Origin of the sequence: Sorangium sp. So ce1153 (assembly GCF_051521595.1) — a bacterium.
In the GTDB taxonomy this organism is placed as follows: Bacteria; Myxococcota_A; Polyangia; order Polyangiales; family Polyangiaceae; genus Sorangium.
In genome coordinates this window covers 14,653,030-14,673,828 of record NZ_CP150361.1, presented here as the reverse complement: position 1 = coordinate 14,673,828, position 20,799 = coordinate 14,653,030, and the positions used below count along the sequence as shown (strand labels likewise).

Genomic DNA, 20,799 nt, shown 5'->3' with positions numbered 1-20,799 from the left:
CGAGGCCAATCCGATGACCAGAGCGATTCCGACCGTCAACCGCTACATGACCAGGAGCCCGCACTCGATCGGGCTCGCCCAGAACCTCGCGCATGCCCACAAGGTCATGCGCGAGCACCGGATCCGCCACCTGCCCGTGCTCGATGGGGGCACCCTGGTCGGGGTGGTCTCCGACCGCGATCTGCACCTCATCGAGACGCTCCGCGACGTCGACCCTGAGAAGGTGACCGTGGAGGAGGCGATGACCCCGATCGTCTACACGACCTCGCCCGACACCCCGCTCGACGAAGTCTCCAGGGAGATGGCAGAGCACAAGTACGGCTCTGCCATCGTGCTCGAGCGCGGCAAGGTGATCGGCGTCTTCACCACGACCGACGGGATGCGCGCCCTCGCCGACCTGCTGGAGGCGCGTCCGACGCCCTGACGAGAGCCCCCACGCCACGTCGCCCGAGAGGAGGCCCTCTGTGAGCCAGACACGACCAGCGCTCCTCGAGATCTTGCTCAAGACGGCCGTGACCCACTCTGTCACGTATGTCGTCATGGGCCTGCTGGCGTCTTCGATCCTCGATTACACGCGCTTCTTTGCAGAGACCAGCCTCAGCCTCATGATGCGGCCGACCAGCGATCCCTGGGTGATGGCGGGACCGCTGCTCCAGCCCGTCAGGGGGCTCCTGTTCGGCGTCGTCTTCCACGTGCTCCGCGAGCCGCTCTTCGGGAAGACCGCCCCCCTCGCCGCACGCGTCCCTCACCCGTCGTAGAGCAGCACCTCGACCTCGGCCCCCTCTCCGATCGCCTCCTGCTCGGCCGGCACGATGACCACGCCGTCGGCGCGCGTCGTCGACGACAGGATCGAGGCGCCGCTCGTCGCGATCGGAAACACCCGATCTCCGTCGACGCGCACCCTCACGTAATCGACGCGCCCCGGCTCGGAGACGATCTTGCTCGCCACGACGCACCACCTCCGCCGGTGCGGCCACGCGCGCGGCAGGCCGCCGAGGGCGCGGATCGACGGGCCGGCGAAGAACTCGTAGGCGCAGAGGCACGACACCGGGTTCCCCGGCAGCAGGAACACCGGGCGCCCGCCGGCCAGGAAGCCGAACCCGGCGGGCTTCGCCGGGCGCATCGCGACGCCGTGGACCGCCACCTCGCCGAGCTCCGCGAGGACCAGCGGCGCATGGTCCTCCGAGCCGACCGACGAGCCGCCCGAGACCAGCACCACGTCCGCGCCGGACGCGCCGGACGATGACAACGCATCCCGCACCGCCTCGCGCCGGTCCGGGACGTACGCGACGGTGACGTCCTCGGCGCCGTCGCGACGCGCGAGCGCCGACAGCACCAGGCTGTTCGCGTCGACGATGCAGGCCCCGCTCGGCATGCTGCCCGGCGGCAGGAGCTCGTCGCCCGTGATCAGGATCCGCACCGACGGCCTGCGCACGACGCGCAGCTCGGCGACGCCGGTCGAGGCGAGCACGCCGACGTCCTGCGGGCGCAGCCGGCGCCCGGCCGACACGACCGCCGCGCCGGCCAGCACGTCCTCGCCGACCACCGCGATGTGCTTGCCCGGCGGCACCGGCTGGCGCACCCGCACCACCTCCGCCCCGCCGCTGCCCGCGGCCTCCTCGGCGTGCTCCGCCATCAGCACCGCGTCGGCCCCCTCGGGCACCGGCGCGCCGGTCGTGATCCGCACGGCCTCGCCCCGGCGGATCGCGCCGGCGTGAGGACGCCCGGGGAACGAGGCCCCCACGAGCGCGAGCTCCACCGGCGCGCCGGCGGCCGCGCCGAAGGTCGCCTCGGCGGCGATCGCGTAGCCGTCCATCGCCGAGCGGGCGAAGTGCGGCACGCTGGCCCGGGCGAGCACGAACTCCGCCGCGACCCGCCCGGCCGAGCGCGCGATCGGGACCGGCTCGTCGCCGAGCCGCTGGACGCGCTGCTCCAGGATCTCGAGCGCCCGCTCGACCGTCGTGTGCTCGCGAAAGCCTCGCATCCGGACGTCGCGCATCGGGGCTCCGTGAAGCGGGGGCCGCTCAGCCCGCGGCGGAGCTGTCGAGCGCGCCGCGGTAGATCTCGTCCACGGCGAGCGCGCCGTCGATCGAGGCGAGCCGCGCGCGCTCGCCCGGCCCGGCCTCGTACAGCGTCCAGGTGTTGTCCTCGTTGCGCCGGAAGACCTCGATCCTCCGGTGCGACTGCGAGACGAGCACGTACTCCTTCAGCGAGGGGATGCGGCGGTAGTGGGCGAATTTTTCTCCCCGATCGTACCCCTCCGTCGAGTCCGACAGCACCTCGACGAGCACCAGCGGGTTGACCACGGCGTCCTTGTCCTCGGGATCGCGCGCCAGCTGGCCGCAGACGACGCTCACGTCGGGGTAGGTCGCGAGGCCCGTCTCGCGCACGCGGACGCGGAGGTCGGACGAGAACACCTCGCAAGGGCAACGGCCGAGCTGCGCGCCGAGGGCCATGGTCACCCGCGCCGCGAGCCGCGCGTGCTCCGGCGTGCCGCCGGCCATGTCGAAGATCTCGCCGGCGAGAAACTCATGCTTGGTCGGGCTCGCCCGCTCCTGCTCGAGGTATTCGGCGTAGGTGAAGGACAGCTTGCGGGCGGGTGCGTTCACGTCATGGCCTCGCCCGGGAGTATGGCACGGGAAGCGCCCCCCCGGTGCTTCACGCGCCAGGGGTCACGCCGCTCGCCCGGGTCCTACCGCTTGCTGCCCCGCCGCGGCCGGCTCGCGCGCCGGAGCGGCGCGACCAGCGCGAAGGCGCCGAACGCCATGACCGACAGCTTCGGCCCCCGCTTCTTCCGGGCGCTCGCGCGCCGCTCGCCCGCGATCGAGCAGTCCTCCGACTCGGCGGAGTCGTCGGTGTCCCCGCTGCACCCGTCGTCCTCCGCGTAATACTCGTCGTCGGAGTCCGGCTCGCTCGTGTCCCCGCTGCACCCGTCGTCCTCCGCGTAATACTCGTCGTCGGAGTCCGGCTCGCTCGTATCCCCGCTGCACCCGTCGTCCTCCGCGTAGTACTCGTCGTCGGGCGCCGGCTCGCTCGTGTCCCCGCTGCACCCGTCGTCCTCGTACTCCTCCTCGTAGTAGCCGTCGTCGTCCTGCACGTCGGTGTCGTCCACGACGACCGTGTCGGCGGTGCCGGCGCAGCCGCAGCCCATGTCGGCCACCGGCTCGTCGTCGTCGTAGTAGTCCGGACCGTCCACGCCCGACGAGCCGCCGGTCGTGCTCGAATCGCCGGTGCTCGGCCCCCCGCCAAGGCCCCCGGGCAAGCCCGAGCCCGACGAGCTGCCGGCCCCCGCGCCGCCGCCGCCTGTCTCGCCGGAGCACTCGTCCAGGCGGAGGCTGCCGGCCCGCACGATCGGCGTGACCGACCGGCCATCGCCGAAGGTGAGCGGCCAGTCCGCGCCGGGCTGCCCGGCCGCGAGCCGGAGCGAGACGCGCGTGAGCCACACCGACGACGGCGCGAGCCCGGAGAGGCCGACCGCGAGATCGTCGGCGATCGGGCCGCAGCGCAGGAGCTCCGGATCCGTCTCGTCCTGCCGGGGCGACTCCGCGCACTCGGGCGCGCCGTCGACGACGCCGTGCTCGGCGCGCGGGCAGCTCGCGGCGACCTTGAGGCTCGACGCCAGCGCGGCCGCGGCCACCGCGGCGCACGACCCCGGCGCGTCGGAGGCGTCGCCGTACGTGCTCGCGCGCGCGAAGTACGCCGCGACGACGCTGTCGACGCGGTCGCTGCCGAGGGCGACGCTGCGGCTCAGCGCCTCGTGGCCCGCGGCCTCGACGAGCGCCCCGTCGCCCCCCGCCTGGCCGAGGATCTCTTCGCGGAGCTCCGTGTAATCGCTGCGCTGCGCGCTCGCGTCCCAGGTCAGCGAGGCCGGCGGGAGCGTCACGGGCGCGGCGCCCGACAGCGCGCCCCGGCCGTCGCCGAGGAGCCACGCGGTGACGAGCACGCCGCTGTCGTCCGCCCTGGTCAGCGACAGCGGCAGGAGCGGCTCCCCGCCGCCCGTGACGATGCGCAGCGTCTTCGTGAGCGCCGGCCCGCCGGGCGCGTCGAACCGGGCCGCCGCGAACCGCACCCCCTGCAGCTGGGCGAGCTGCGCGGCCGTCTCGGCGGAGAGCGCGAGCCCGGCCGACGCAGCCCAGCGCGCGACGGCGTCCGCGTCCGCGAGCACGGTCACCTCGACCGGCGCGAGCGCCGCCTCGTGCGCGAGCTGCCCGGTCATGTCGAACGGCGCCGGCGCGCCCTCCTCTCCCGGGCAGGTTGCGTCCACGCCCTCGGGCGGGAGCACGCGCGGCGCGGTCGCCGCCTCGAGCGCCTCGAGCCACGCGTCCGAGCTCACGTCGAGCGCCGCGAGCGGCGGCACCGGCACGACGACGGCCACGGGCCCGCTCGGCCCCTGGAACCGCAGGCTGGTCCAGAGCGTCGTGCGCTCTGGCCCCGCCGCGACGGCGACGCGCTGCTCGACGGACGCCTGTCCGGCGCCGGGCAGCCACGCCCCCGCGGCGAGGGCGTCACCGGAGAACGACAGGAGGACCGCAGGAAGCGCAAGCGCAAGCGACCGTCTGGGCATGCGAGGCCGAATGGCAAGCAGCATGCCCTCCATCGTAGGCGGTGATCGACGCGGACTTCCACGCCGTCGCGGCCCGATGAGAACCGCAGTTCACGACGCTCCCTTGCCACAGCGACTCCGCCGCGAGGGCGCCCCCCGGCCGCGCCGCAATCCTGCGGTGACGGCGCGGCGCCGGCGCGCGGCGGCTCACGCCTCGTGCACGATGACGATGTCGTCGGGGTGGAGGTGGCAGAACACCCTGTCCCCGGCGTGGAGCGCTGTCTGGCCGGAGCTCTCGTTGGCCACCACGGCCGTGAGCGTGAGCCCGGAGTCGGTCCGGAGCCGCAGCTGGTCGGTCGCACCCTTGAACAGCTCGTCCTCGACGTGCGCCTCGAAGCAGTTCTCGAAGGCGGCCTCCCGCGCCTTGCGTAGCGCGATCTTCTCGGGTCGAATGGAGATGAGCGCGCTCTCCGCCCCGCCGGCGAGGTGCTCGGCGTTGACGAGGAGCTCGATCCCCCCCTCGAGCCGGACCCGCGCGCGCTCGCCGCTGCGCGACAGGACGGACGCCCGGAGGATGTTCGCCTGGCCGATGAAGTTCGCGACGAACGTGGTCTTGGGGCGGTGGTAGATCTGCGACGCGTCGCCGAGCTGCTCGATACGGCCCTTGTTGATCACGGCGATGCGGTCGCTCATGGTGAGCGCCTCTTCCTGGTCGTGGGTCACGAAGACGAACGTGATCCCGAGCTTCTTTTGCAGCGCCTTGAGCTCCACCTGCATGGCGTGCCGCAGCTTCGCGTCGAGGGCGGAGAGGGGCTCGTCGAGGAGCAGCACCTTCGGGCGGCAGACGATGGCCCGCGCGAGCGCGACCCGCTGCCGCTGCCCGCCGGAGAGCTGCGCTGGCTTCCGCTGCTCCATGCCCTCGAGCGACACCATGGCGACCGCGGCGCGGACCCGCTCGGCCATCTCTTGCCTCGGGACCTTCTTCATCCGCAGGCCGAAGCTGATGTTCTCCTGCACGGTCATGTGCGGGAACAGCGCGTAGCTCTGGAACACCTGGTTCACGTCCCGCCGGTAGGGCGGCTCGTGCGTCATGTCCTTCCCCTCCAGCAGGACGGCGCCGGTCGTCGGCGTCTCGAAGCCCGAGATCATCCGGAGCAGCGTCGTCTTGCCGCACCCCGAGGGGCCGAGCAGCGTGATGAACTCGCCGGCCCTGATCTGGAGCTCGACCTCGTTCACGGCGAGGAAGCCGCCGAATCGCTTGGTGACCGCGCGGAGCTCGACCATCACATCCATCGATTCACCTCAGAGAGGAGCATCAGCGCTCCGGCTCCTTGCGCAGGCCGAGCACGAAGAACAGGGAGAAAAGGAGCAGGAGCGTCATGCCGAGCGCGGCGCCGAACGGCCAGTCGCGCGCCTGCCCGAACTGGTTCTGGATCACGTTGCCGATCATGGGCACGCGCGCCCCGCCCATGAGGTCGGTGATCGCGAACATCCCGAGCGCCGGGATGAACACGAGCAGGATGCCCGCCAGGATGCCGGGGCGCGTGAGCGGGACGATGACGTGGGAGAAGGCGGACACCGGCCCCGCGCCGAGGTCGAACGCCGCCTCGATCAGGGCGTTGTCGAGCTTCTCGACGCTCCCGTAGATGGGCAGGATCATGAACGGCAGATACGAGTAGACGAGCCCGATGACCACCGCCGACGGCGTGTACATTATATCGAGCGGCGCCGAGATGATCCGCAGATAGAGGAGCAGCCCGTTGAGGAGCCCCTCCGACTTGAGGATGGACATCCAGGAATACGTCCGGATGAGAAAGCTGGTCCAGAACGGCACCATGACCAGCATGAGCAGCTTGTTCCGGACGCCCTCGCGGGCCCGGCCGATGAAGTACGCCACCGGGTAGCCCGCGACGAGGCAGATCGCCGTGGTGATGGCGGCGTACCGGATCGAGTTGAGCAGGATCTTGAGGTAGGTGGCGTCGAGCACGCGCGCGTAGCTCGAGAGCGAGAGCCGGAAGACCACCTGCCCGAGCTCGTCCCGCTCGCAGAAGCTGTAGACGAGCATGATCGCGGTGGGCGCCACGACGAAGGCGACCAGCCAGAGCAGGAGCGGCGCGAGCAGCAGCCACCCGCGGACGCCCGGCTTCCGCTGCGCGCCCTGGAGCTCGACGATCTGCCCGGTGGCTGTGTTCATGGCGCCCTGCCGCTCACTGCGCCTTGAGGTCCGTCACCAGCTTGTCCACGTCCGCGGCCGCCTTCCCGATGTCGTGGAAGGTCTCCATCCCCGCGAGGGGCGGGTAGCTCGCGGGGTTCGCGAGCTGCTCCGGCGTGAGCAGCTTGCGCGCCTCGGTGTTCGGGTTGGTGTAGGGGAACTTGTCCGAGATGATCTTGCTGACCTCCGGGCGGAGGATGTAGTTCATGAACAGCTCCGCGCCGATCTTGTTCTGGGCGTTGTCCGGGACCGCCAGGCTGTCGATGGCCTTGTGCGTCCCCTCGGCCGGCAGGATGAACTGGAACTTGTCCTTGTTCTCCTGGTAGAGGAGGGCCGCTTCCCCGCTCCAGACGATGCCGATATCGACGTCGCCGTTGAGGAGCGCCGTCTTCGGGCTGTCGGAGTCGAACACCTTCACGAGCTTGATCCACTCCGCGAGGGTCGGCTTGATCTTCGCGAGGTTCTCCGGCGTCACCTGGTTGGAGTCGAGCCCCATCGAGACCATCACCCAGGCGACGATCTCGCGGGCGTCGTTCAGGGCCACGATGCGCCCCTTGTACTTCGGCTGGAACACGTCCTTGAAGCCCTTCACGGGCTCCTTCACCTTCTCGGTGTTGACGACGATACCGACCGTCGTGCCCATCCACGGGACCGTGTACTTGAGCTCCGGATCGTGCGCCAGGCCCCTGAACGCGGGCGCGATGTTCTTCAGGTTCGGCAGGCGCGCGTGGTCGAGCGGCTGGATCTTGTTCTGCCGGATGAGCGCCTCGACGGCATACTCGGAAGGCTGGATGAGGTCGTACCGGGTGCTCCCGGCGAGGAGCTTCGACATCATCTCCTCGTTCGAGGCGTAGGTCTCGTAGTTGACCTTGATCCCCGTCTCCTTCGTGAAGCCGTCCAGGACCTCCTGCGGGACGTACTCGGACCACGCGAAGAGGTTGAGCTCGCCGCCCGCCTTGGGCTCGGCCGCCGGCGCGCTGCCCGAGCCGGCCGCCTGCGGCGCCGGGCTCTCCTTCTTCCCACAGCCGAGGAGGGCCATGAGCGGGACGACCATCAGTATCAAGAGCGCTGAGATGCGTTTCATTGGCCTATTCCTTGTCTTGCCTGCGCCGGCGCAGGCGTCCGCGCCGCTCGCCTTCAGCCCTCGTCCGGGAGCCGCCTCGCGGTGCCCTTCAGCGACTCGGCGACCACGACCAGCATCGCGGTCACGACGATGAACACGGTCGAGATCGTGTTCAGCATCGGGTTCAGACCGACCTTCGCCATGCCGAACACCTTGATCGGCAAGGTCTCGGACTTCGGCCCGCGCGTGAAGTAGGTGACGATGAGCTCGTCCATCGACAGCGTGAACGACATCAGCGCACCGGAGATGATGGCGGGCAGAAGATAAGGCACCAGGATCAGGAAGAACGCCTTGAGCGGCGTCGCCCCGAGATCCAGCGCGGCCTCCTCGAGGGACGGGTCGAGCCCCGCGAGGCGCGCCTGGACGGCGATGAGCACGAAGGGGAAACAGAAGGTGATGTGCGAGACGATCACGGTCGTGAAGCCGAGCTCGAGCTCCACCGTCTTGAAGAAGATGAGCAGGCTGATCCCCATGATGATCTCCGGGATGATCATGGGGATGAAGATCAGCGTCGTGATCGACCGCAGCGCGGGGAACCTGTACCGGTAGAGCAGGAAGGCGCCCGCCGTGCCGAGGACGACCGAGAACGCCGTGGTGATCGCGGCGATGATCACGCTGTTGCTCAGCGACTCGATGAGCGGCGACCGGCGCTCGTCCCCCAGGTGGGCGACGAGCTCGTCGAAGAGCTGCCGATACCATTTGAAGGTGAACCCCTCCCACACGACGCTCATCCGCGAGTCGTTGAACGAGTAAGCGACAAGCAGCAGGATCGGGAGATAAAGATAAATGAGGACGACGCCGCTCCAGCCGCAAAGGAGCAGATTCGACAGCTTGATGCCCGACATCGTCCGGAGTCGCATGCGGCGGCCTCGCAATCTTACACGGTCGCTGCGCGAGCTTATCGCTTGCTGAACGCCGTTTGCAACACATTGCCGAAGAGGGAGGGGGCCTGGATCACCGGGGTGAACGCGGCCACGCTGGCTGTCGCCCGCGTTGGCCTTGTGACCGAGCGCGGGCGCGCGGCGCGGGCGGCGCGGGCGGCGCGGGCGGCGCGGTCGACTCGCGCGACGCGGACGGCTCGCGCGCGGCGCGGCCTGGGGCCAGGCCAGGGGCCAGCGCGGCGGTCGCGGCCTCGACCGTGGGGCCTCCTGCGCTGGCCGGCGCGCGGCGGCTCGCTCCGGAGAGCCCTTGACACCGCACTCCCCTCCGCTTACCCGCCCTGCATGACCGGGCTGTCGCGCCGCCCTTCAGGTGAGGTCCCGTGAGCACTCCCCGCATCTGGACGATCGAAGAGGCGAACGCGCTCGTCCCGCAGCTCTCGTCGTTGATCGGCCGGCAGCTCGCCCTGGCGAGCGATATCGAGCGCTGCTGGCAGCAGCTCGTGGACGCCGTGCAGAGCCCGACGGTGGCGCCCGATCAGCTCATCGAGCTGGCGCGCAGCGGCAGCGAGCTGGCGCGGGCCCGCGAGCGCGAGCTCTCGGAGAGGATCGCCGCGTACGAGGCCGGGTGGCGGGACGTCGAGGATCTCGGGGTCGTCGTGAAGGACCAGCGCATCGGGCTCTGCGACTTCTACGGCCGCCTCGACGGCGCCCTCGTCTGGCTCTGCTGGCGCTACGGCGAGCCGGCCGTCGATCACTACCACGGGCTCGAGGCCGGCTACGCCGGGCGCAAGCCGATCACCGCCGCCAAGCGCCGGCAGCTGCTCAACTGACGAGGCCACCGTGATCGACCGGCAGAGAGCGGCCCGGGCCATCGAGGAGTTCCTCCGCGCGCTCGGGCGCGACGTCGAGGGGGAGCTCGCGGGCACGGGCGAGCGGGTCGCCGACGCGTGGGCGGACGACCTCATCGAGGGGGAGGCCATCGACGCGGCCGCGGTGCTCCGCGAGGGCGCCATGGAGACAGGCCCCTTCGAGCGCGGGCTCGTCGTCGCCCGCGACCTCGCCGTGACCACGATGTGCCCGCACCACCTGCTGCCCGGCCACGGCACCGGCATCGTCGCCTACCTGCCGGGCGCGCGGGTCGCCGGCATCGGCACGATCGCGCACGTGCTCGACGCGCTCGCCCGGCGGCTGACCCTGCAGGAGCGCATCGGCGGCCAGCTCGTCGAGCTGCTCGTCCACGAGCTCGGCGCGCGCGGCGCGCTGTGCAAGCTCGCCCTGACCCACACCTGCCTCATCGCCCGCGGCGAGCGCAAGGCGGGCGCCCTCATCGAGACGGTCGCCGTCGCGGGGGTGTTCGCCGAGCCGGGCCCCGAGCGCGATCTCGCCTTTGCCGCCGCGCTCGCCGGGGGCAGGGCGTGACCGGCGTCGCGGTCGTCACGGGGCCGAGCCGCGGGATCGGCCGGGCGACGGCGCTCGCGCTGGCGCGCCGCGGCCTCTCCGTCGCGCTGCTCGGCCGCCCGAGCCCGCGGCTCGACGAGATCACCGACGAGGTCCGCCGCCTCGACGTCGCCGCGCTGCCGGTGCCCTGCGACGTCGCCTCCGACGAGCAGGTGGCGCGCGCCGCCGCCGAGGTCATCGCGTGGCTCGGCGCGCCGCACGTGGTCGTGAACAACGCCGGCATCGTCCGCCGCGGCGCGCCAGTCCACGAGACCTCGCCCGCGGCGTGGGACGAGGTGATGGCCGTCAACCTCCGCGGCCCTTACCTCGTCTCGCGCGCCTTCCTCCCGGCCATGCTCGCGCAGGGCCGCGGCCGGCTCGTCCACGTCGGCAGCATCTCCTCGACCATCGCGTCCCCGGGCAACGCGTCGTACGCCGCGTCCAAGTGGGGCCTCGTCGGCTTCGCGAAGAGCCTGGCCGAGGAGCTGCGCGGCAAGGGGCTCCAGTCCATCGCCGTGCTCCCCGGCTCGGTCGACACCGACATGCTCGTCGGCAGCGGCTTCCCCCCGCAGATGAGCGCGGACGACGTGGCGCGGCTCATCGTGTACGCCGCGCTCGACGCGCCCGACGCCGTCACCGGCTCGGCCCTCGAGATGTTCGGCTGACGGCGCTCGGCGACGCCCGGGCGGCGCTCGGCGACAGCGCCCGGGCGGCGCTCGGCGACAGCGCCCGGGCAGCGCTCGGCGACAACAGCGCCCGGGCGGCGCTCGCGCCGCGCTCGGCGACGGCGCGCGACGGCCGCGCTCGCTCCCGCACCGCCCCGGCGCTCGTCCCCCGCCGTCGAGCTCCATGTACGTGGCGCCGCCACACCCGACGCACCTGCGTGCTAGCCTGAGGCCGTGGAAACGACGCCTCCGCGACCAGGCGATCTCGCCGCGGCCTTGCCCGAGCTCCCGCTCTTCCCGCTGCCGCAGACGGTGCTCTTCCCCGGCGCCCTGCTGCCGCTGCACATCTTCGAGCCGCGCTACCGGGCCCTCGTGCGCGACGCCCTCGAAACCCACCGCATCCTCTCGGTCGTCCTCATCACGGACACCCGCGCGGTCGACGCGCACGGCCACCCGGCGATCGCGGGCGTGGCCGGCGCCGGCGAGATCATCGACCACGCCGAGCTGCCGGGGGGCCGCTACAACATCGTGCTGCGCGGCCGCGCCCGCGTCCGCCTGGCGGAGCGCCCCTTCGTGCCCCCGTACCGCACGGCGGCCGCGACCGTCCTCGAGGACGAGCCCGGCGAGGTCTCGGCCCAGGACCACGCCGCGCTCATCTCCACCGCGGCCTCGTTCGCCTCGCTCGTCCGCGAGCGGGACAGCGGGTTCGAGCTCCGGCTGCCGCGCGACGCGGCCACCTCGCTCGTCGTCGACCTCTGCGCCCACCACCTGATCCTCGACGCCCGCGAGCGGCAGGCCGTGCTGGAGACGCTCGACGTCGTCGCGCGGGTGCGCCGCGTGACCGAGGCGCTCGCCCTCCAGCAGCTCGCGCTCGCCTCCGCCACCCGCGACGTCAACTGAGCCCGGCAGGGCTCGATCGCGCGCCGCCAGCGCGGGGTACCTGAACACGAGTCCAGAAGCGATGTCGGAGCGGGGTGCGGTCGCGCCAAGATCGGGTAGGCTGCGCCGCCTATGGCGACCTCTCGTTCAACGGAACCTTCAGCCCCCATCATCGTCAAGCACCCGGGGTGTCCCCAGTGGGGGCTCGGATACCTCGTCGAGGAGCGCGACGAAAAGCGCTTCTACGACTTCGAGGACGGCCACAATCACTCGATCGCCAAGGCTTTCTGGTCGAAGCTCGAGCCGGTGCAGCTCGGCGACGACGAGGCGAACGCCCTCGAGGCCCGGATCCGCGGGCTCCGGGATCGGCCGTCGTCCGCCGCGAAGAAGCAGCGCGCCCGCGTCGTCGCGCCGCCGCTGACGAGCTTCGACGAGCAGGTCACGAGCTTCGAGTCGCAGTTCGAGGGCGGGTTCGGGGGCCCGCACTTCGTCGCCGAGGAGCGCGGCTCGGTGGGGGGCGAGCCGAGCAACGGCGGGGCGAAGAAGAAGAGCAAGGCGTACAAGCAGAGCGCCATCGAGACCGCGCGCGCGCTCCTCGGCAAGGGCGAGCTCGAGGCGCTGCTCGCGGCGGGCAACCTCGCCGATTTCATGGAGCGCATCACCAAGGTCCACAAGGCGGCGACCGGCCTCCTGCACCCGCTCGGCGACCTCATCCCGTTCAACAAGATGCCGGCCGAGCACCACCGCGCCTACGCCGAGGCGGTCGTCGATCTCCTCTACGGCGCGGGCGACTACGCCGCGCGCTTCGACCGGCTGGCCGGCGTGCTCGCCGCGGCCAAGGTCGCCACGTGGCCGCTCGCGACGATCCTGAGCGCGCTCGTCTACCCGGAGGAGCACGTGTTCGTGAAGCCGTCGTTCTTCGAGAAGCAGGCCGTCGTCCTCGGCTTCAACCTCGCCTACGACCGCGCGCCGAGCTCCGAGGGGTACGCCCGGATGCAATCGCTCGCGCGCGACCTCGAGCGGCGCCTGCGCGAGCGCGCCCTCGCCCCGCGCGACCTGATGGACGTCTACGCGTTCCTCTGGCGCACGATCTCTCCGCCCAAGCCGTCCGCCAAGTCCTGACGTCGCGCGCGTCCGGCCGCCCTGCGCCGCGCCGCGCAGGGCGGTCCTCGCGACGGCCCCTCGACGCACGGCCGCGGCCCGCCTATGCGACGCCTCAGGAGGTCTCGCGTGAAGGCAGCCGTGCTCGAAGCCGTGAAGAAGATCGCTGTCCGCAACGACATCGCTCCGCCGCAGATCGGCCCGCGCGACGTCCTCGTCCGCGCGAAGGCGTGCGGCATCTGCGGGACGGACGTACACATCTGGGAGGGCGATTTCTTCCCGACGTTCCCGCTCATCCCCGGGCACGAGCTCGCCGGCGAGGTGGCCGAGGTCGGCGAGGAGGTCGCGGACCTGAAGCCCGGCGATCGGGTGATGGTCGACCCGACGGTGACCTGCGAAGAGTGCCACTTCTGCATGATCAACCGGCAAAACCACTGTCTGAAGTGGAATGCCGTCGGCGTCACCCGCGACGGCGGCTTCGCCGAGCTCGTGCGGGTCCCCGCGAAGAACTGTTATCGCTTCGAGCGCGTCTCGTTCAGCGAGGCGGCGTTCTGCGAGCCGCTCGCGTGCGTCGTCTTCGGCCAGGATCGCGCGCGCATCGAGATCGGCTCGGAGGTCCTCGTGATCGGCGCCGGCCCGATCGGCCAGCTCCACCTCCAGGCGAGCCGCGCGAACGGGGCCGCCGCGGTCACCGTGGTCGACGTGGTCGAGTCGAAGCTCGACCTCGCCCGGCAGCACGGCGCGACCGAGGTGGTCCTCGCCGACAACGCGCTCCAGGCGAAGCTCAAGAAGATCGCGCCCTACGGGTTCGACGTCGTGATCGACGCGACGGGCATCGCCCGGGTCCTCGGCGACTCGCTCCAGTACGTCAAGAATGGCGGCCGGTACCTCGTCTTCGGCGTGTGTGGGCCGCACGACAAGGTCGAGGTCTCGCCGTTCGAGATCTACCGGCGCGACCTCGAGATCATCGGCAGCTTCGCGATCAGGAGGACGTACGACCGGGCATTCAAGCTGATGGAGCGCGGGGCTGTCGACGTGAAGCGGCTCCTGTCCGAGGCGATGCCGGTCGAGGAGCTCCCGCGCGGGCTCGAGATGATGAAGAAGGGCGCCGCGCCCATGAAGCTCCAGGTTGTCTTCTAGCCGCTTCTAGCCGCTCACTTTCACTTTACGAAAAAGGACGCTTTCTCATGGCCATCGTGATCGGAATCGACGTTGGGACCAGCGGCCTCAAGGCCATCGCAGTCGAAATGGAGCGCGGCGCGGCGGTCGCGTCGGCGCACCGCGAGTACCCGCTCTCCACCCCGCACGCCGGGTGGGCCGAGCAGGATCCCGAGGACTTCGCCGCGGCGGCGCTGAGCGCCCTCACCGAGCTCGCGCGCGCCCTCGGCCCGCGCCGTGACGAGGTGCGCGCGATCGGCCTGACGGGGCAGATGCACTCGGCGGTCCTCCTGGACGAGGCGCAGGCCGTCATCCGGCCCGCGATCCTGTGGTGTGACACGCGCACCACGGCCGAGTGTCAGGCGATCCACGCGAACCCGAAGGTGGGCGACGCGGGGCTCGCGCGCCTCGTCGGCAACCGCGCGCTCGAGGGGTTCACGCTGCCGAAGCTGCTCTGGCTGCGCGAGCACGAGCCGGAGGCGTTCGCCCGGGTCCGCGCCGTGCTGATGCCGAAGGATTTCGTGGGCTTGCGGCTGACCGGCGAGCTCGGGACGGACGACAGCGACGCGAGCGGCACGCTGGCGTTCTCGCCGGGCGACCGCAACTTCAGCGCCGAGCTGCTCGGGGCGGTCGGCGTCCCGCGCGCGATCTTCCCGCGGTCCGCGCCGTCGAACGCGCCGCTCGGCCAGCTCACGCAGGAGGTCGCGGCCGCGACGGGCTTGCCCGCGGGCACGCTGGTCGTCCGGGGTGCGGCGGACAACGCGGCGGGCGCGGTCGGGCTCGGCATCGTGCGCCCTGGCCGCGCGATGGCCTCGGTCGGCACGAGCGGCGTGATCCTCGCGCACACCGACTCGTGGATCGTCGAGCCCGAGATGCGGCTCCACAGCTTCTGCCACGCGGTCCCGGGTCGCTTCTACCTGATGGGCGTGATGCTGGCCGCCGGCGGCGCGCTCCGCTGGTACCGCGACGTCCTCGGCGACGGGGAGCGCATGGCGGCCGAGCTCCGCAAGGTCGATCCTTACGAGATCATCTCCGACACGGCGTCGACGGCCCGCCTGGGCGCCGGCGGGGTCGTCTTCCTCCCTTACCTGATGGGCGAGCGCACGCCGCACAACGACGCCGCGGCGCGCGGCGCGTTCGTCGGGCTGAGCGCCCGCACGACGAAGGCCGACCTCTCGCGCGCGGTCCTCGAGGGCATCACCTTCGGGCTCGCGGACTCGCTGGCCCTGATGCGCGGCGTGGGGCAGACGAACGGCGCGGCGCCGGTGACGATCGACGAGATCCGCCTGACCGGCGGCGGGGCGCGCAGCCCGTTCTGGCGCCAGCTGATGGCCGACGTCTTCGAGGCGCCGGTGGCGATCACCACCTCGACCGAGGGCCCGGCTTACGGCGCGGCGCTCCTCGGCGCGGCGGGCGCGGGGCTGTTCTCGTCGGTCGAGGAGGCGGCGGACGCGTTCGTCCATGTCGTGTCGCGCGTCGCGCCGGATCAGGCGCGCTCGGCGCGGTACCGCGAGATCCACGCGGTGTACCAGGGGCTCTACAGCGACCTGCGCGGTCGGTTCCGGGAGCTCGGCAAGCTGGCGTGATGGGTTGACGGGGGTCGGGGGGCTTCTCCGCGATGGCTCATCGACAGACAGCGGCCCGTCCCCCACCCTGCCTTCCACGCCTGAAATACCTGCGAGTTCCGCGACGTAGCACCAAGCGGAAGGCGTCCTACCGTATCGCTCTACCCTGCTGAGCCTCAGCTGGGCGGCGGTTCGACGCGACCGGCGAGGGAGGTCGCCATCACTCCCAGCCGGACACGCCGTTCGTGTCGCGCAGGATGGCGTGGACGGCGTGCACCTCACCGCCGGACATCTTGATCATATGCATGTCCAGATGCCCGTCCGTCATGAAGTCGAACATGGTGAGACCGATGGCGATGCCGCGCACCTCGTCGGCCAGGATGACGCGCGGGATGAAGGTGCCGTTGGACCCAGGATCGCCGGCGCTGCAGGAGGCTCCGGTGCGGCAAGAGAAGTTGCCGCCCCCGTTCTCCAGGCGCTTGCAGTCTCCTGTGACGTTGCAGACGCCGGAGGGGAACGCACGGAAGTACTTGTCGATCCAGCTCGTCAGCTCTTCCCGGGTGGCCCGCTCTGCCTCCGGGACCTCGTCGTGCCAACCGATGTCGTCCGAGATGGCGATGATCGCGGCGGGATCCGAAGCGACCGCGAAGGATGCCGTGTAGTCGCCCGGGCGGACGACGATCGTCTCGATCTCCGTCATCTCCGAGCCTTCCACCTTGATGCGGAGTGCGACGGGAAGATCCCTCCCGCCTTCCGGAACCACCGCCTGAGCGCCCGCGCTGCACGCCTCGGTATCCAGGGCACGCTGCGAATGCTTCACCTCGCCAGCGTTCATCCAGAAGTCCGTCGTGCCGATCTCGGCCTGCACGGCGTTCTCGGTGAACTTCACGCCTTCTGCCAGGGGTAGGCCGGAAGGATCCCCGGCGGCGAGGGCGGCGAAGTAGTCGTCCAGGAGGCCATCCAGGAGCTCGCGCGTGCAGGCGCCACCCGGAGCGCCGCCCGACCCCGACGCTCCGCCGGTGGCCGCTCCGGGTCCACCGCCGGTGCCGCCGCTCGGCCCCGCCCCACCGGTCGACGTCGCGCCGCCGCTGGCGCCCCCCGATGAGGCGCTGCCGGTCTCCTGCGGCGTGCCGCCGCCGCCTCCCGCGGGGCTCTGGCCGCCCGAGCCCACCGCGGCGCCCGAGGCTCCGCCACCTCCGGTGCCGCCCGTGGCGTCACCATCCTGGTCAGGGCCGCAAGCGCCCAGCGTCAGGGCCAGGGCGACACCGAGAGAGTAGAACGGGCTATGATTCATGAGTTACCTCTGCGCTCGATCAAAGCTCGCCGGTGAGCGTCGGCGGTGTCCAGTCGATGTGGTCCATGTGGTTCGGCTTGTTGGGCAGGTCCGTGGCGAAATTGCCCGTCGCCGCAGCGTCGTTGCCCAGCAGGAACCTGTCGACCATGGCGTTGAGGGATGCAGTGTACTGCGAGCGCCAGCTGCAGTGGCTCCCACCTGCGCCCGTGTAGGCCATGTGGTCTCCGACGCCGAGCGCCTCGAAGATCATCTTGCCGACGTTGGCCGTGACCCACGCCGAGTTCCGATCGAGCCCGTTGTACATGGTGCTCGGGTTGTCCACGATGTAGAGGCCGCGTGGAGCGATGAGGCCCATCATCTCGTGCATGTCGACGGGCAGCTTGTTCGTGTTGTCGGCCCCGGCGCTGTTGCCCGTGGTGAACTGACCGAGCGCCACCTCCGAAAGCCAGCGGACGTAGCTGACGCCATGGTAGGGCCATTCGGCGCCGCTGTAGCTATCGAGCACCTCGACGAGGCGCAGGCCAACCGTGCCCCCGAGACCCGACTCCACCGGGATGGTCAAGGCGATGCGGTTGTCGAGCGCGCCGGCGACGAAGGCACCCTTGCCCCAGCGTGAGCAACCCGTCACACCGACCCGGTGCGGATCGATGACGCCGGGGTTCTGCTCCAGGACGTCGAGGACGCGACTGATCTGCCAGGCCTGTGCCGTGAGGTAACCCGCGGGATGGTCCGAACCGTACACGCTGTAGAACGGCCCGTTCTTCGCGCCGCTGCCGCCCGTCGACTCGACCGCGGTGAAGGTGATCGTCGCGACGCCTCTCGGAACTGGCATGCCGCTCAGGCCGCCGTAGCCGATGATGGCCGGTGCGGGCGCCGTCGCCCCGTTCATGTTCACGGTGAGGTTGAACGAGGTGCTGCCGCCATCGTTGACCTCGACCGTGATCCTGCTCTCGCTCACGGTACCGGACACGGCTCCCTCTGCCGGGACGGGCTTGTCGCCGTAGATGAACTTGTAGGCTTGCTGGAGGATCTCTTCGCGCCGGCAGGCCCACTCGCTCTTGTCGGCGATGCGGTTGCCGTCCATCTTCTTGAAGGGGTCCGGCAGCTTCGCGTTCGCCGTGAGCGAAGCGACGCTCGGCATCGGTCCGACGGTGCACCCGGCTCCAGGGTTTTCCACCTGGCCCCACTCGGCGCTCGCGGCGTCGCCGCCGCCGCCGCCGCTGCCGTCAGCACCACCGGTTCCCGGCGCTCCGCCCGTTCCGACCGGGCCCCCACCACCGGTGCTGGCCACGCTCGTCGCCAGGTCGCCGCCCGTCCCGGTCGGGGCACCGCTCGAAGAGGACGCTCCAGCAGTGACCGCCGGCGCCCCTCCGGTGCCGGTGCCGCCGACGCCGGCGCCCCCCGTGCCGACTGCAGTGCTTCCTCCTGAACCGATGGGATCCGGTCCGCCTCCGGTGCCGCAGGCGGCGAGCGCCCAAGGCAGCGCTGCGAGCAAGACCAAAGAGATCGTGGGACGTGCGGTGCGTAGACGCATGTTGAGCGCTCCTCGTGAGGGGGTCGTGAAGCAGGTTCCCGCCGGGGTCGGGCGATGGGATGGCGGCCGCGGGTCCGACGCGCGAGCGCCGCCGAGGTTATTCTCCACTTTGCCGGTCGTCTTCAAGTCGATCTTGTCCTGTTTCGTAGCGTCCACGCGCTGCGCGCGCCGCTCATGTGGGCTCTTCTCGGCACTTGCAGGATCTCGACTCTTGCGGAATGCGCCGGGCGAGCAGCCGGTGCGCTGCTCCGGCGGCCTGCCTCCGAACGAGCTCTCTGCGTCCTCTTCGATGGCCTCGGCCCTCCTGGAAAGCGACGCTCTATTGATAATTCATCCATGCATAGAAGGGGCCGCCTTCACTCCACAGCCTGCGGGGCGACTCACGCCTCGAAAACTGTACCCACGCCGAAAGCATTGTGTCTCTCCGCACCACCAGCGCCGAACATCGGACAGCGACCCCCTGAATGCCCGCGCGGCGGCGCCTTGATCACGAGCCCGTCAGAAATCCGACGACCTCCGGCGCGCGCGGTGTACCAGGGACGGGCTGCCCTCTTCGCCTCGCCTATCCCCTGCCGTCCTCTGCCGTCCTCTGCCGGTTCCGTTCCGGTACCAGGACGGGCCTGGACGCGCCAGCGCCGGCATCGTGCGCCGTGTCCGGTGGGCGCTTCCCCGAGCGCGCGCGGACTCGAACCGAAAAGGGCCCCAGGAGATGACGACCGGAAATGACGCTGCATTTGCCCCCCGGGTGATCGGGATTGGCTCAACCGAGTCCGAGAGCATCGCCTGGGAGATCAACAAGCTCTCCTTCGAGGATGCCGACGAGATCCGCAGAAAGTGCAGCGAGCTGACGAGCAGACCGGTCGACCCGAGCTTCTCGCTCATTCCCCCATTCTACACCGACCAGGGCGTCAACATCCGCATTGGCAAGAACGTCTTCATAAACCAGTGTTGCCACCTGATGGGCATCGGAGGAATCGATATCGGAGACGATGTGATGCTCGGCCCGAAGGTGAACCTCATCACATCGTATCATCCCGTCGGGCCCGCCGAACGGCGGGCTCACGCCCTGGCGAAGCCCATCGTCCTCGAGAAGAACGTCTCGGTTTCGGCGGCCGCCACGATCCTGGCTGGTGGGACCATCGGCGAGAGCTCCGTCGTGGCGGCGGGCGCCGTGGTGACGCACGATGTTCCCGCGAACAGCCTCGTGGCAGGTGTCCCGGCCCGCGCGATCCGCGATCTGTCGTGAATGACAGCCGGCGGCTGAGCGAATCGTCGCAGCGCGGGTCACCGCTCCACGAGGTGAGCTCTCGGGTCACGCGAGCGCGGCCAGGCGGCTCGCCATGTACCGCGCGGGCGACGTCCCGAGCGCTTTGCGAAACATGGTCACGAAGCTGCTCGCGCTCTCGTAGCCGAGGTCCAGCGCCACGCTCTGCACGGCCGCGCCGCGGGAGAGCTTCTGGAGGGCGAGGATGATGTGGAGCTGCTGGCGCCAGCGGCCGAAGCTCAGGCCCGTCTCCTCGACCAGGAGGCGGTTCAACGTGCGCTCGCTGACGCCGATCCGCTTCGCCCACACCTTCGTCGTCACGCCGATCGCCGGCTCGGCCGTCATCGCATCCACCAGACGGCGGAGCCGCGGATCGACCGGCATGGGCAGGCGATGCTTCTCGATCGAGACCGTGGCGAGCTCGTCGAGGAGCACGCCTACCAGGCGCGCGTCCGGTCCCTCGAGATCGTAGAGCGCGGGGCGCGTCGCCAGGCGCAGCAAGAGCTCGCGGAAGAGCGGCGTCACCGACACCGCGCAGCAATCCCGCGGAAGGTCCGGCGCCGCGCCGGGCTCGACGAAGACGCTGTAGCCCTCGAGCGGCGCGGTCGCGCGGATCCGATGCGTCACGGACCCGGGGATCCACAGCGCCGACTGCGGCGGCACGATCCAGAGGGCGCTCGACGCCTCGCAGATCAGCTCTCCGCGCACCAGGTACATGAGCTGCGATTCGCGGTGCGCGTGAGGCTCGCTCTCGATACCGCCGCTCGCCATGCTGAGCCCGATCGCGTTCACCGGCCGCGCGACAGCCGTCGTCCAGCGCCCACGCGCCTCGAGCGCGAAGCGGCTCGCGAGCGACTCGAACGACGCCACCGCGCCACGGGGCTCGTTCGCCACCTGGACGTCTCCACGAAACGTCCAGCCCGTCGGATGCGCTACCCGTGTCGCCCTCGAACTCCGCCGCTTCACTGCCATGACCGTTTTGATAAACAATTTGTCCCGATTGCGCAATGCGGTCAACGGCGCCGGCGGCTATGTTCTCTTCATGCCTCCGCTGCCCACCGATCTCCGGTGTTCAGCGCCAGAGGCCATGGCTGCGAGGAGGGCGAGCGAATGCTCCGAGAATGTATGTCCTTGACCCGAGGC

General features: G+C 70.9%; 20 protein-coding genes. 10 read left to right on the top strand and 10 right to left on the bottom strand.

The genetic code is table 11. The annotated features are described in order from the left end of the window. The first annotated feature begins 13 nt into the window (after positions 1-13). Entirely contained in the window at positions 14-424 is a 411-nt protein-coding gene (locus tag WME85_RS53540) for a CBS domain-containing protein (protein WP_437833772.1), read from the top strand. Positions 425-464: 40 nt separating this feature from the next. After that, a complete protein-coding gene (locus WME85_RS53535) occupies positions 465-758 on the top strand; it encodes a hypothetical protein (protein WP_437833769.1) in 294 nt (97 codons plus the stop codon). Here the strand turns inward: WME85_RS53535 and WME85_RS53530 are convergent. The 7 genes from WME85_RS53530 to WME85_RS53500 all read right to left on the bottom strand — a co-directional run bounded on the left by WME85_RS53530 (position 746) and on the right by WME85_RS53500 (position 8,738). Then, positions 746-1,984, bottom strand: coding sequence for a molybdopterin molybdotransferase MoeA (locus WME85_RS53530; RefSeq protein WP_437833767.1), 1,239 nt, complete (start codon positions 1,982-1,984; stop codon positions 746-748). The two genes, WME85_RS53535 and WME85_RS53530, sit on opposite strands and share 13 nt — an antisense overlap. Before the next feature lie 40 nt (positions 1,985-2,024). Then, the gene (locus tag WME85_RS53525; protein WP_437833764.1) at positions 2,025-2,609 is read right to left on the bottom strand and encodes a Uma2 family endonuclease; all 585 of its coding nucleotides are present in this window, start codon (positions 2,607-2,609) and stop codon (positions 2,025-2,027) included. 83 nt (positions 2,610-2,692) lie between these two features. Next, positions 2,693-4,588 (bottom strand): DUF2330 domain-containing protein, encoded by a 1,896-nt coding sequence (locus tag WME85_RS53520; RefSeq protein WP_437833762.1) that lies wholly within the window; start codon positions 4,586-4,588, stop codon positions 2,693-2,695. A gap of 162 nt (positions 4,589-4,750) precedes the next feature. Next, positions 4,751-5,836 carry an ABC transporter ATP-binding protein gene (locus tag WME85_RS53515; protein ID WP_437833760.1) on the bottom strand — a complete coding sequence of 362 codons (1,086 nt, stop codon included), beginning with the start codon at positions 5,834-5,836 and terminating at the stop codon, positions 4,751-4,753. Between the two features lie 22 nt (positions 5,837-5,858). Continuing rightward, positions 5,859-6,737: an ABC transporter permease gene (locus WME85_RS53510; RefSeq protein ID WP_437833757.1), complete on the bottom strand. Its 879-nt coding sequence runs from the start codon at positions 6,735-6,737 to the stop codon at positions 5,859-5,861. 13 nt (positions 6,738-6,750) lie between these two features. After that, the gene (locus WME85_RS53505) at positions 6,751-7,839 is read right to left on the bottom strand and encodes a polyamine ABC transporter substrate-binding protein (protein ID WP_437833754.1); all 1,089 of its coding nucleotides are present in this window, start codon (positions 7,837-7,839) and stop codon (positions 6,751-6,753) included. Positions 7,840-7,892: 53 nt separating this feature from the next. Further along, positions 7,893-8,738, bottom strand: coding sequence for an ABC transporter permease (locus WME85_RS53500; protein WP_437833751.1), 846 nt, complete (start codon positions 8,736-8,738; stop codon positions 7,893-7,895). Positions 8,739-9,139: 401 nt separating this feature from the next. Between WME85_RS53500 and WME85_RS53495 the strand changes: the two genes are divergently transcribed. The 7 genes from WME85_RS53495 to xylB all read left to right on the top strand — a co-directional run bounded on the left by WME85_RS53495 (position 9,140) and on the right by xylB (position 15,585). Then, complete coding sequence (locus tag WME85_RS53495; protein ID WP_437833748.1) at positions 9,140-9,589, top strand: DUF2203 domain-containing protein; 450 nt, start codon at positions 9,140-9,142, stop codon at positions 9,587-9,589. A gap of 10 nt (positions 9,590-9,599) precedes the next feature. After that, positions 9,600-10,178, top strand: coding sequence for a GTP cyclohydrolase I (folE, locus tag WME85_RS53490; RefSeq protein WP_437306835.1), 579 nt, complete (start codon positions 9,600-9,602; stop codon positions 10,176-10,178). Next, the gene (locus WME85_RS53485) at positions 10,175-10,861 is read left to right on the top strand and encodes an SDR family NAD(P)-dependent oxidoreductase (protein ID WP_437833745.1); all 687 of its coding nucleotides are present in this window, start codon (positions 10,175-10,177) and stop codon (positions 10,859-10,861) included. Before folE ends, WME85_RS53485 begins: the two co-directional genes overlap by 4 nt. A 234-nt stretch (positions 10,862-11,095) precedes the next feature. Beyond that, entirely contained in the window at positions 11,096-11,761 is a 666-nt protein-coding gene (locus tag WME85_RS53480; protein ID WP_437506843.1) for an LON peptidase substrate-binding domain-containing protein, read from the top strand. A gap of 111 nt (positions 11,762-11,872) precedes the next feature. Then, positions 11,873-12,862: a hypothetical protein gene (locus WME85_RS53475; protein ID WP_437306832.1), complete on the top strand. Its 990-nt coding sequence runs from the start codon at positions 11,873-11,875 to the stop codon at positions 12,860-12,862. Between the two features lie 108 nt (positions 12,863-12,970). Beyond that, on the top strand, positions 12,971-13,981 hold the full coding sequence (locus WME85_RS53470) for a zinc-dependent alcohol dehydrogenase family protein (RefSeq protein WP_437833742.1): 1,011 nt from the start codon (positions 12,971-12,973) through the stop codon (positions 13,979-13,981). A 47-nt stretch (positions 13,982-14,028) separates the two neighbouring features. Next, positions 14,029-15,585, top strand: a complete 1,557-nt coding sequence (gene xylB, locus WME85_RS53465) for a xylulokinase (RefSeq protein ID WP_437833740.1) — start codon at positions 14,029-14,031, stop codon at positions 15,583-15,585. A 199-nt stretch (positions 15,586-15,784) separates the two neighbouring features. On the opposite strand, the gene WME85_RS53460 is transcribed toward xylB, so the two are convergent. Together WME85_RS53460 and WME85_RS53455 are read right to left on the bottom strand one after the other, a co-directional pair. Continuing rightward, positions 15,785-16,858: a hypothetical protein gene (locus tag WME85_RS53460; RefSeq protein WP_437833737.1), complete on the bottom strand. Its 1,074-nt coding sequence runs from the start codon at positions 16,856-16,858 to the stop codon at positions 15,785-15,787. A gap of 19 nt (positions 16,859-16,877) precedes the next feature. Beyond that, positions 16,878-18,353, bottom strand: coding sequence for a glucuronyl esterase domain-containing protein (locus WME85_RS53455; RefSeq protein WP_437833734.1), 1,476 nt, complete (start codon positions 18,351-18,353; stop codon positions 16,878-16,880). Between the two features lie 748 nt (positions 18,354-19,101). Between WME85_RS53455 and WME85_RS53450 the strand changes: the two genes are divergently transcribed. Further along, positions 19,102-19,638, top strand: a complete 537-nt coding sequence (locus tag WME85_RS53450) for a sugar O-acetyltransferase (protein WP_437833731.1) — start codon at positions 19,102-19,104, stop codon at positions 19,636-19,638. 66 nt (positions 19,639-19,704) lie between these two features. On the opposite strand, the gene WME85_RS53445 is transcribed toward WME85_RS53450, so the two are convergent. Continuing rightward, positions 19,705-20,550 carry an AraC family transcriptional regulator gene (locus WME85_RS53445; protein WP_437833729.1) on the bottom strand — a complete coding sequence of 282 codons (846 nt, stop codon included), beginning with the start codon at positions 20,548-20,550 and terminating at the stop codon, positions 19,705-19,707. Positions 20,551-20,799: the final 249 nt, after the last annotated feature.